The following is an 11836-nucleotide window of genomic DNA, read 5'->3' as shown; positions in this document are numbered from 1 at the left end:
TCAAAAGTTAGATAAAAACCGCCCGAGGGCGGTTTTTTTAGCTATGGGATTTTACTTGTTGTTCCTGTGAGCCAGAATTCTGATGACCTTGGCACCGGTGTTATGGATTTTCCTCAAGGGGGCCACATGGGTCTTCACCTTGGGCTTGATTTCCTTCAGGGTGGTGAAATCCCCACGCTTCAGGAGGGTGGTCTTGGTCTTGTCCGGCTTGAAGAAGGAACGCATGGCTTTGGAGATTGCTTCAGGCTGGGCATCTTCCTTGCAGAGGAAGATGTCCATGGCCACATATTTCAGATCGCTGTAAACCTGCAGGGAGATGTGGCCTTCCTCCAGAATACCCATCAGGGCATGATGGTCATCCTCTACCTGCTCACAGCACAGGCCGATGAGGCTGGCACCATTTTGGGAAAGGCTGCTCTTCAGGGTCTTCTTGATGAGATCTATGTCGGTAAGCTGACTGTTCTTGCAGTTATACAAATCCACCGTCAGGTGCCTTGCATTAAGTTTCACGAACCAAACCCTCCTTGTTAGTATGTAGTCATAAAGTAAATTATAAATGATAATGGTCTATTTCGTCAATCAGTCCCGGAATCCTTCTTTTTCCTGCTGGTGGCTGCGATTATAGGTGAAAGCCCGGGCTTTGGCTGCTGGTGTTTTTCGTAAATGCCTGCCAGGATAAAGGCGGCTGCAGACAGGGCCATGAGGATGGAACTGGTGGTCTGGGCACTGGTGAGCAGTCCGAAGACTTTTTCCGTATAATCTCCCCGCAGGAATTCCAGGCAGAAGCGGGCCAGGCTGTAGAGGAAGACGTAGAGGGCAAAGCACTGGCCTTTGGCGTGCTTGTGGCTGCGGAACATCAGCAACAGGGCGAAGATGACCATGTCCAGCTGTCCTTCCCAGACCTCTGCAGGCCAGAGAGGCTGATTGCCATAGGTGCGGTGGGCAAGGGTGGTGTTAGGATAGACAATTCCGAAGCTGCTGCCGGTGGGGGCGCCGAAGGCATCGCCATTCAGCAGGTTGGCGCAGCGCCCCAGAGCCTGCCCCAGGATGATGGCAGGAGCCAGGATATCCATCAGTGCCAGGGTGTCCAGTTTATGCTTCCTGCAATAATAAACACCTGTCAGCACCCCCAGCAGCACTCCGCCCTGTATGGCCATGCCCCCTTGCCAGACAGCAAAGAGTTCCGTCAGATGGTGGGAATAGTAATCCCAGTCAAAGAAGAATACATCCCAGAGCCGGGCGCCAATCAGTCCCGCAATGCCGCAATAGATGCCAAGGTCCACGATGTGCTTCTCATAACCTTTGTTTTCTTTTTTAGCCAGAAAATAGCCTACTCCCGTAGCTAGGATGATGGAGAGGGAAATGACAAGTCCATAGCTGCGGATGGGAAAGTTTCCTATATAGAATAAATATTGGTGCATATACAGTCCTCCTTAGGATAGTTTACATTATAACGCCATTGTCCAAATTTTGTCGACAGACAAAATGTACTTATCGGCGCATCAAGGAGGCTTTGAGTCATATTGAAAGCGAAGGCAAAAATTAGGAGCAGGAATAAATTGTATTTATGTCGAAAATAAAAACTTGTATGTTTGCTGATGTTGATTGTATACTTGTAACATGGGTGTTCGAAACACCGTGAAAATGGGAAGGGGACGTTGGGAATATGCCTGTGATGGAATATCTGGAGCGCAATGCAGAGCTTTATGGGGATGAAGTTGCGCTGGTGGAACTCAATCCCACAGAGCCGGACAACCGGCGCATGAGCTGGAAGGAATACAGCCTTATTGAATCAGACCGCTTTGCTCCCTATAGGCGGGAAATCACCTGGAGCGTGTTTGAGGAAAAGGCCAACCGCTGTGCCAATCTGCTGTTGCAGCGAGGCGTCCGCAAGGGGGACAAGGTGGCCATCCTCATGTACAACTGCCTGGAGTGGCTGCCCATTTACTTTGGCATCCTGAAGACGGGGGCCATTGCCGTGCCCTTCAATTTCCGCTACGATGCGAAAGAGATTCTCTACTGCGCGGAACTGGCCGAAGTAAGCGTGATCATCTTCGGCCCCAGCTTCATTGGCCGTATCGAGACAAATGCGGAAAGACTGTCCAAGGGGCGGCTGCTCATCTATGTGGGGGATGGCTGTCCTCCCTTTGCGGAAAGCTACCATCTGATGGTGGCGGATTGTCCCAGTACCAGGCCCAATGTGCCGCCCATTACGGATGATGACTTCGGTGCCATCTATTTTTCCTCGGGCACCACGGGCTTTCCCAAGGCCATCCTGCACAAGCATCTGAGCCTGACCCAGGCCGCCCAGATGGAGCAGAAGCATCATGCCACCACCCACGAGGATGTTTTCCTTTGCATTCCTCCCCTTTACCATACGGGGGCGAAATTCCACTGGATGGGCAGCCTGGTGACAGGGGGCAGGGCGGTGCTCCTGAAGGGTACCAAGCCGGAAATCATCCTGCAGGCCGTTTCCCAGGAGCACTGCACCATTGTCTGGCTGCTGGTGCCCTGGGCGCAGGATATCCTGGGGGCACTGGACAGGGGAGAGCTGAAGCTGGAGGACTATGAGCTGGCCCAGTGGCGGCTGATGCACATCGGGGCCCAGCCTGTGCCCTCGAGCCTCATCCGTCATTGGAAAAAATACTTTCCCCATCATGACTATGATACAAATTACGGCCTGTCGGAGTCCACGGGACCGGGCTGTGTGCATCTGGGCATGGAAAACATCCACAAGGTGGGCGCCATCGGCGTGCCGGGCTACCGCTGGGCCTGCAGGATTGTGGATGAGGCAGGCCGGGAGGTGCCCCAGGGCGAAGTGGGGGAGCTGTGCGTGAAAGGTCCCGGGGTCATGACCTGCTATTACAACAATCCCCAGGCCACCGCCGAAGTCCTGCGGGAGGGGTGGCTCTTTACCGGTGACATGGCCATGCAGGACGAGGATGGTTTTTATTTCCTGGTGGATCGCAAGAAGGATGTCATTGTCAGCGGCGGTGAGAATATCTACCCCGTCCAGATTGAAGACTTCCTGCACAAGCATGAGAAAATCAAGGATGTGGCGGTCATCGGCATGCCGGACAAGCGTCTGGGAGAGATCACGGCAGCCATCATCCAGGTGAAGGAAGGGGAGGCCTGCACAGAGGAGGAAATCCAGGAGTTCTGCCTGGAACTGCCCAGGTACAAGCGCCCCAAGAAAATCATCTTTGATGCGGTTCCCCGGAATGCCACGGGTAAAATCGAAAAGCCGAAACTGCGCAAGCTGTATGGCGCAGATAATCTGGTAGAGAGGCAAGTGGAGAGCGAGGAAGAATGAGCATGAAAACATTGATGCTAGGAAACAAAGCCATAGCCAGGGGGCTGTATGAGGCAGGTGTCTGCTTCGTGTCCAGCTATCCGGGCACCCCCAGCACGGAGATTACGGAAGAAGCTGTGAAATACGAGGAAATTTACTGCGAATGGGCGCCCAATGAAAAGGTGGCTATGGAGTCGGCCTTCGGAGCATCCCTGGCGGGAAAGCGTTCCTTCTGCGCCCAGAAGCACGTGGGACTGAATGTGGCTGCCGACCCCCTCTTTACTATGTCCTATACTGGCGTGAATGCTGGCATGGTCATCGTGGTGGCAGATGATGCAGGCATGCACTCCTCACAGAATGAGCAGGACAGCCGTCACTATGCCATAGCTGCCAAGGTGCCCATGCTGGAACCTGCCGATTCGGCAGAGGCCCTGGCCTTCACCAAGACAGCCTATGAGCTTTCGGAGAAATTCGACACCCCGGTGCTCATCAAGATGTGCACCCGGGTGGCCCACTCCCAGTCCGTGGTGGAAACGGGGGAGCGCAGCGAATACGACAAGCCCTATGAGAAAAATATTGCCAAGTACGTCATGATGCCGGGGAATGCCAAGAAGCGGCATCCCATTGTGGAAGCCCGCACCCGGGCTCTCAGAGAGTATGCGGAAACTACGGAGCTGAACCGGGTGGAAATGGGAGGCACGGAACTGGGCATCATCACCTCATCCACCTCCTACCAATATGTTAAGGAGGTCTTCGGGGACAGCGTCAGCGTCCTGAAGCTTGGGCTGGTGAATCCCCTGCCGGAGCAGAAGATCCGGGACTTTGCTGCCAAGGTGGAAAAGCTGGTGGTGGTGGAGGAACTGGACGACATCATCGAGCAGTATGTGCGCAGCCTGGGCCTTGCGGTATCCGGGCGGGATATTTTGCCTGGCATTGACGAGTTTTCCCAGAATCTGGTGGCCAAGGCTTTTGGCCGCGAGGTTACGGCAGGAGCGAGCCTGGAGGAAGCCATTCCTTCCCGTCCTCCTGTCATGTGTGCCGGCTGCCCTCATCGCGGCCTGTTCTACACGCTGCAGAAGAAGAAATGCACGGTGTTGGGGGATATCGGCTGCTATACACTGGGGGCGGTGCCGCCTCTGGCGGCCATGGATATGACCCTCTGCATGGGGGCTTCCATCAGTGCCACCCATGGCTTCAACAAGATGCGGGGGGCGGAAAGCAGCGGCAAGACTGTGGCGGTTATCGGGGATTCCACCTTTATCCACTCCGGCATGACAGGCCTGGCCAATGTGGCCTACAACCAGTCACCCTCCACCATCATCATCCTGGACAATTCCATCACAGGCATGACGGGCCATCAGCAGAATCCTGCCACGGGGCTGAACATCAAGGGGGAACCGGCCGGCAGGATAGATCTTGAGGCTCTTTGCCGGGCCATGGGCTTTGCCAGGGTAAGGGTAACAGATCCCTACGACCTCAAGGCTACGGAAGCGGCCATCACGGAAGAACTGGCTGCCCCGGAGGCTTCGGTGATCATTTCCCGCCGTCCCTGCGCCCTGCTGAAAAACGTTCAGCATAAGGCGCCTCTCTTCGTAGACAGGGAGAAGTGCATCGGCTGCAAAGCCTGCATGCGCATCGGTTGTCCCGCCATTTCCATCAAGGAGGGCAAGGCCCAGGTGGACACTACCCTTTGTGTGGGCTGCGGCCTGTGCCAGCAGCTTTGTCCCAAGCAGGCCTTTGCCAGCATGATGAAAAATTGAGGAGGCGGCACTATGGAAACAAAAAATATAATCATCATCGGCGTAGGCGGGCAAGGCTCTTTATTGGCCAGCAAGATTCTGGGCGAACTGCTGCTGCGGCAGGGCTATGATGTGAAGGTTTCGGAGGTTCACGGCATGTCCCAGCGGGGAGGCAGCGTCATCACCTATGTGCGCTTTGGCGACCGGGTGTATTCCCCTGTGGTGGACGAAGGGGAGGCGGATTTCATTGTCTCTTTTGAGATCCTTGAGACGGCCCGCTGGCTCAGATGCCTTAAGCCCGGGGGCCAGATAGTCACCAATACCCAGCAGATAGACCCAATGCCCGTCATTACGGGGGCGGCGGCTTATCCCGAGAAGCTGGTGGAAAAGATCAAGGCCAAGGGCATCAGCATAGACGCCATGGACTGCCTGACCCTGGCCAGGGAAGCAGGCTCTCAAAAAGCGGTGAATATCGTGCTTTTGGGCAGGCTCTCCCATTATTTTGACATCAGCGAAGAGGTGTGGCAGCAGGTTCTGGCTGACAGCGTGCCGCCTAAATTCCTGGAACTCAATCAGAAGGCCTTTGCCCTGGGGAGAAATTATCAGGACTGATTTTTAGTTGTTAGATTCATCACGAAAAGAGGTATTTTATGGAGAAATATTTTCAACCAGAAATAGAATGTGCCCCGCCGGAAAAAATCAGGGCCTGGCAGGAGGAAAAGCTGCAGAAGCAGGTGCGCCATGCCTGGGAGCATGTGCCTTACTACCGACAGAAGATGGAGGAAAAGGGCGTGCGGCCGGAAGATATTACCTCTTTGGCCGATATCAGCAAGCTGCCCTTCATATCCAAATACGACCTGCGTGACTCCTATCCCTATGGCCTCTTGGCTGTGCCCCTGAAGGACTGTGTGCGCATCCATTCCACCTCTGGCACCACGGGTAAGCGGGTGGTGGCCTTTTATACCCAGGCGGATATAGATATGTGGAATGACTGCACAGCCAGGGCCATCGCTGCGGCAGGGGGGACCGATGAAGATGTGTGCCACATTGCCTATGGCTACGGCCTGTTCACCGGCGGCGCTGGCATAGACGGCGGCTCCCACAAACTGGGCTGCCTCACAGTGCCTGCCAGCTCCGGCAACACGGAGCGGCAGATCATGTTCATCATGGACCTGAAGGCTACGATCCTCTGCTGCACTCCCAGCTATGCTGCTTATCTGGCCGAGACCATGAAGGAAATGGGCTACAGCCCTGAGGAGATTCCTTTGAAGATCGGCATTTTCGGGGCAGAGGCCTGGTCAGAGGAAATGCGGCAGGATATTGAAAAGACCTTGGGCATCAAGGCTTATGATATTTACGGCCTGACGGAACTTTCCGGTCCCGGGGTGGCTTTTGGCTGCTCGGCCCAGCAGGGCATGCACATCAACGAAGACCACTTCTATGCAGAGATCATCGACCCGGAGACCGGGGAGGTGCTGCCGGAGGGCAGCCAGGGGGAACTGGTGCTCACCGCCCTGGACAAGGAGGCTTTCCCCATCCTGCGCTACCGCACCAGAGATATCTGCGTGCTGACCAGAGAAAAGTGCAGCTGCGGCCGCACTCATGTGCGCATGTCCAAGCCCATGGGCCGCAGCGATGATATGCTCATCATCCGCGGGGTCAACGTGTTCCCCAGCCAGATTGAGACAGTGCTCTTAAATCACGGCTACGCAGCCAATTATCAGATTGTGGTAGACAGGGTGAACAACACCGACACCATGGAGGTGAAGGTGGAAATGACGCCTCAGATGTTCACTGACAATGTGGGCGAGATCGATGAGCACCGCAAAGAACTGGCAGAAGGCATCAAGAACATCCTGGGCATCCGTGCCAAGGTTTCCCTGGTAGCGCCCAAGAGCATAGAGCGGAGCAGCGGCAAGGCTGTCCGGGTCATAGACAAGCGCAAGATCTGAGGAGGTGCCAAGCTATGAGTGTGAAGCAGATTTCCGTATTTTTGGAGAACCGGCCGGGAACGCTGAAAAACATGACTGCCGTCCTGGCGGAGAACAAGATCAACATCCGCGCCCTGTCCCTGGCGGATACCAAGGATTTTGGCATTGTGCGCATGCTGGTGGACGATGTTTTTGAAGCCACCAATGTACTGGAGAATGCAGGTTTCATCACCAGGCTAAACTCAGTGCTGGTCTTTGCCATTTCCGATGAAGCCGGCGGCCTTGATGCCCTGCTGGCCAAATTTGAGGTAGCCAAAATCAATATAGAGTACATGTACGCTTTCGCCGGCAAGAAGAACGCCTACATGATCTTCCGGGTGAACGATACCAAGAATGCCGAAGCCGCCCTCCGCAAAGCCGGAGGCATCCCCCTGTCGGCAGAGGAAATGTCGGCTGTGTGAGTGTGGCAGCTTTTACTGTGGATAAAAAGACAGCCCTATTCGGATTGATTTCCGGGTAGGGCTGTTGTCCTTAGATAGGCATATATGCTAAACTTATTGTGAGTTTTGAGATTTTTTCCTGAGCGGGGTGATATTTTGCGTGGAAGTTATGATATCGTCATAAATAGCAGACGGCTTCAGTATAAATTCACCGTGAAGCGGAATATAACGGTTATTCGGGGGCAGAGCGCTACGGGGAAGACCACGCTGGTTGACATGATCAGTGACTACAATGAGAATGGCATCGACAGTGGTGTCACTGTCAGCTGTGACAGGAAGTGTGTAGTCCTGACAAGCCGTAATTGGCAGCGTGACATTGGTGAGTTGGAAAAAAGCATCGTTTTTGTAGATGAAGGTCATCCGTTTGTCTTGTCAAAAGAGTTTGCCGAAATGATACGGCAATCCACCAACTACTATGTAATAGTTACCCGGGAGCGCTTGGAAAATATACCCTATAGTGTAGATGAAATTTATGGCATAAGAAATTCTGGCAAATATGGTACCTTGAAGAAGACTTATCATGAATTCTACCGCTTGTATGAAAATATCCCTTACAGCGATGGAGATGTAAGGGCAAGCAAGATAATCACCGAGGATTCTAATTCAGGCTATCAGTTTTTCAGTGAAGTATTCAAGGATAAGATTAAGACCTGCGTATCTGCTAAGGGGAAATCAAATATTGCTGAGGCAATATTGAACTCATCTGAGGCTGTGGTAGTCATTGCTGATGGAGCCGCTTTTGGGCCTGAGATGGAGCGGGTGACAGAACTGATGAAGGCAAGGGATGATGTGTACCTTTATCTGCCGGAATCATTTGAATGGCTTATTTTGCAGTCAGGCCTTGTGGAAAGGGAGGGCCTTTCAGAAATGTTGGCCAGGCCGTATGATTATGTGGATAGCGAAAAATTTTTCAGCTGGGAGCAATTCTTCACAGAGGTGCTTAAGGACAGTACCATAGGGACATTGTATCAGTACAGCAAAAGGAAACTGGCACCCGTTTATCTGCATGAGGGGAGTACGGCAAAGATTTTTGTGCAGATGAAGCCTCTGCTGAACATACTGGGGGTGGGATAGATGCTGAGGATATTCTATGGTGATATGCCGGGAGCAGTATTCAATACGGCGATGTTTTTCAAGAACAGCTATGATGATGATTGGATAGTGGATGATTTTTCCAAGCAGATGATAGCCGATGTAGACAAGTCAGAAGTGCTGGGCACCGGGGTGATAGACAGTCCTGTGCTGGGCAAGATTGCACCTGAGAGGCTTTCTGGCGGGGTGAAGACGCTGATGTTGGTGAAATTCATGCCGGAAAGGGTGTTCAATGTTTCTACCTGCGGCAATAACTGTGCCAAGTGGCTGCTGAAGATGACAGAGCAGGAAGACAGGACAGTGAACCTGCGCAATATCATGAATTTCGGAGAGGAACCTTTTGAAGTCTATGTTATGAATACAGGCAAGACGGCTCGGTCCATGAAGGAATTGCTGCCCATTGCAATCAAATATGTATAGTGCAAAATAGCTCGCCGAGAGGGCGAGCTATTCCTTATAAAATTAATTGTTAGAATTTTTCTATAAATAAAATATATAGGTGTAAAATTTTTATTGGCAAGCAGGTTGAGATAGGCTATAACGAGGGACAAAATGTACCGCATCTTTGCAGTTGGTAGTGCGAATATCATAACAAACAGTAGTGAATATATCTACCGCCTCGTTGAAACGCCAATAGGAAGTTTTGTCTTTGACAAAACTGGAACAACGGCGTTATAATAGGGAACAGTATTGTTTGCAGGAGAGGGGGCCTTTAATGAAGGAAATGAGCCCGGTGCTGGTGAGGGTCAAAGGGGTGCAGAAAACTCCCGATGGGGAGGAAAACACCATCAGGACGGAAGCCAGGGGACGCTATATTTTCCGGGGGGGCAAGCACTATGTCCTCTATGAGGAAGAGGGGCTGTCCGAGGCAGGTAAGGTTTCCACCACCTTGAAGTTCGACGAGGAAAAGCTCACTCTCCTGCGGCACGGTGCCGTGGAGCAGACCATGGAGTTCATGCCCCGCAGGGAAAGCCGCAGTCCCTACCGCACGCCTATAGGAATCCTGAATCTGGCGGTGCGCACGGAATTTTTGGGCATGGATCTTGCCTCTGAGGTAAAATCGCTCACGGTGGAGTACAGCCTGGCGGTGGAAGGCGTCCACCAAAGCCAAAACAGCCTCTTCATCGAGGTTGCGGAAATTGATTGATATTAACCTTATATAATGAAGTTTATTAGGGGGATTTATTTTGGAAATCAAGGATCTCTTGTGTGAAGCTATCAGAAAGGCTGCCCAGCAGGCCATTGCTGATGGCGCCCTGCCGGAAGGGCAGCTGCCGGAAATCAATCTGGAGGTGCCCCCCCAGAAGGAGTACGGCGATTTTGCCACCAACATTGCCATGCAGTCCGCCAAAGTGTTCCGCAAGGCTCCCCGGCAGATTGCCGAGGCCATTGCTGAGCGTCTGGAAAAGGGCGGCCACAGCTGGCTGGACCACACCCAGATTGCAGGGCCGGGCTTCCTGAACGTCTATCTCAAGGGCAATGTGCTCTATGATGATTTCGCCAGGATTCTTGCGGCAGGGGAGGCTTTTGGCCAGCTGCCCGGCAAAGATGCACCCAAGATCCAGGTGGAGTACGTCAGCGCCAACCCCACCGGCCCCCTGCATGTGGGCCATGGCCGCGGGGCTGCCGCAGGCTCCGCCCTTGTAAATATTCTTCGGGCAGCAGGATATCCCGTGGAAAGCGAGTATTATATCAATGACGCAGGCAATCAGATGGACAATCTGGCCCTCTCCGTCAATGCCCGCTATCTGGAGCACTTCGGTGTAGCGGTGGAATTCCCCGAAAATGGTTACCATGGCGCGGATATCATCGACACTGCCCAGCGCATCATCAAGAAGGACGGGGACAAGTATCTGAAGATGGAGGAGGCAGAGCGCCTCAATATCTTCAAGGATCTGGCTTATCTGGAGAAGCTGGCAGCCCTGAAGGAAGATCTGGAGGCTTTCCAGGTGACCTTCGACAAGTGGTTCAGCGAGCGCACCCTGCATCCGGAGGCTGTGAAGGCTGCGGTGAAGATCCTGCAGGACAACGGCAACATCTACGAGAAGGATGGGGCGCTGTGGCTGAAGTCTACCGCTTACGGCGATGACAAGGACCGGGTGGTCATCCGCGACAACGGTGTGCCCACCTATCTGGCTGCAGATATCGCCTACCATCATGACAAGTATGAGCGTGGTTTTGACCGTCTCATCAATATCTGGGGCGCTGACCACCATGGCTATGTGTGCCGCGTGAAGGCTGCCATGGATGCTTTGGGCCATGACTCTGAGAAGCTCACGGTGCTGCTGCTGCAGATGGTAGCCCTTTACCGGGGCGGCGAGCTGGTGAAGATGAGCAAGCGTACGGGCCAGAGCGTGACCTTAAGCGAGCTCATGGAGGAAGTGGGCACCGATGCTGCTCGTTACTTCTTCCTCATGCGTTCCCTGGACAGCCAGCTGGATTTCGACCTGGATCTGGCCAAGAAGAAGTCCAATGACAACCCTGTGTACTACATCCAGTACGCCCATGCCCGCATCTGCAGCATCTTCCGCCAGGCAGAGGAGACGGGGCTGAAGCTCACGGACAGCGTGAACCTTGAGCTGCTCACGGATGAGAGCGAGATTGACCTCATCAAGAAGATTGAGTCCTATCCCGAGGAAATCGAGAAGGCGGCGGCTGACTACGCTCCCCAGCGCATCGCCCGCTACAGCTATGATCTGGCAGCCCTCTTCCACAGCTTCTACAACAAGTGCCGCATCGTAGGTGTAGACGCACCTCTGGCCGAGGCTCGTCTGGCCCTGGTGACGGTGACGGCCCATGTCATCAAGCATTCCCTTGGGCTCCTGGGCGTTTCTGCACCGGAGCACATGTAAGATAAAGATATTGTAAATCATAGTGAATTACCGTAAATCACTTTAGGAGGATTTTTTAGATGGATTTTGTCAACAGTTCCGAAGTGGACGTAGCTTACCACGTCCTCACCCAGGCCGGCCAGACCATGTATTATAAGGATTTGGTGATGGATGTCATCGACAAGAAGCGCAAGCCTGTACAGTCCTTGTCAGCAGCCATTTCCGAGGTCTATACTCTCATCAACATGGACAGCCGCTTCCAGTACGAGGGTGACGGCCAGTGGGGGCTCACCGAGTGGAATCCCCCCGAGGTGAAGCGCCATGTGCGCAGCTCCTCTTCTGCCGGCAGCAGCTCCAAGGCAGCAGCCAAGGCCAGCAGTGCCCGCAAGAAGAAGCTGGAGAGCATCCAGGAATAAGGGAAGGTCCCTTTCATAGTGCATTGAGTTTTAAC

General features: G+C 53.5%; 12 protein-coding genes. 10 read left to right on the top strand and 2 right to left on the bottom strand.

Annotation, left to right across the window (positions count from 1 at the left end; translation table 11 throughout):
• Nucleotides 1–51: 51 nt before the first annotated feature.
• Together P159_RS0114515 and lgt are read right to left on the bottom strand one after the other, a co-directional pair.
• On the bottom strand, nt 52–510 hold the full coding sequence (locus tag P159_RS0114515) for an S-adenosylmethionine decarboxylase (RefSeq protein ID WP_029545158.1): 459 nt from the start codon (nt 508–510) through the stop codon (nt 52–54).
• Nucleotides 511–575: 65 nt separating this feature from the next.
• Entirely contained in the window at nt 576–1421 is an 846-nt protein-coding gene (gene lgt / locus P159_RS0114510; RefSeq protein ID WP_029545156.1) for a prolipoprotein diacylglyceryl transferase, read from the bottom strand.
• 245 nt (nt 1422–1666) lie between these two features.
• Here lgt and P159_RS0114505 point away from each other — a divergent pair, with 245 nt between their 5' ends.
• The 10 genes from P159_RS0114505 (at nt 1667) to rpoE (ending at nt 11801) form a co-directional block, all read left to right on the top strand.
• Entirely contained in the window at nt 1667–3313 is a 1647-nt protein-coding gene (locus tag P159_RS0114505; RefSeq protein ID WP_029545154.1) for a class I adenylate-forming enzyme family protein, read from the top strand.
• Between the two features lie 2 nt (nt 3314–3315).
• The gene (gene iorA / locus P159_RS0114500; protein WP_037377067.1) at nt 3316–5052 is read left to right on the top strand and encodes an indolepyruvate ferredoxin oxidoreductase subunit alpha; all 1737 of its coding nucleotides are present in this window, start codon (nt 3316–3318) and stop codon (nt 5050–5052) included.
• Between the two features lie 12 nt (nt 5053–5064).
• Nucleotides 5065–5643 (top strand): indolepyruvate oxidoreductase subunit beta, encoded by a 579-nt coding sequence (locus P159_RS0114495; RefSeq protein ID WP_029545151.1) that lies wholly within the window; start codon nt 5065–5067, stop codon nt 5641–5643.
• Nucleotides 5644–5681: 38 nt separating this feature from the next.
• A complete protein-coding gene (locus tag P159_RS0114490) occupies nt 5682–6983 on the top strand; it encodes a phenylacetate--CoA ligase (protein WP_029545149.1) in 1302 nt (433 codons plus the stop codon).
• 14 nt (nt 6984–6997) lie between these two features.
• Nucleotides 6998–7423 carry an ACT domain-containing protein gene (locus tag P159_RS0114485; protein ID WP_029545147.1) on the top strand — a complete coding sequence of 142 codons (426 nt, stop codon included), beginning with the start codon at nt 6998–7000 and terminating at the stop codon, nt 7421–7423.
• A 135-nt stretch (nt 7424–7558) separates the two neighbouring features.
• Nucleotides 7559–8536, top strand: a complete 978-nt coding sequence (locus P159_RS0114480; protein ID WP_029545145.1) for a hypothetical protein — start codon at nt 7559–7561, stop codon at nt 8534–8536.
• On the top strand, nt 8537–8974 hold the full coding sequence (locus P159_RS0114475; RefSeq protein WP_029545143.1) for a DUF4869 domain-containing protein: 438 nt from the start codon (nt 8537–8539) through the stop codon (nt 8972–8974).
• Nucleotides 8975–9269: 295 nt separating this feature from the next.
• Entirely contained in the window at nt 9270–9701 is a 432-nt protein-coding gene (locus P159_RS0114470) for a DUF1934 domain-containing protein (RefSeq protein WP_029545141.1), read from the top strand.
• A gap of 40 nt (nt 9702–9741) precedes the next feature.
• On the top strand, nt 9742–11406 hold the full coding sequence (argS, locus tag P159_RS0114465) for an arginine--tRNA ligase (protein WP_029545139.1): 1665 nt from the start codon (nt 9742–9744) through the stop codon (nt 11404–11406).
• A gap of 59 nt (nt 11407–11465) precedes the next feature.
• On the top strand, nt 11466–11801 hold the full coding sequence (gene rpoE / locus P159_RS0114460) for a DNA-directed RNA polymerase subunit delta (RefSeq protein WP_029545137.1): 336 nt from the start codon (nt 11466–11468) through the stop codon (nt 11799–11801).
• Nucleotides 11802–11836: the final 35 nt, after the last annotated feature.

This window comes from Selenomonas sp. AB3002, from assembly GCF_000702545.1.
In the GTDB taxonomy this organism is placed as follows: Bacteria; Bacillota; Negativicutes; order Selenomonadales; family Selenomonadaceae; genus Selenomonas_B; species Selenomonas_B ruminantium_A.
This window is presented reverse-complemented; position numbering and strand designations above follow the sequence as displayed.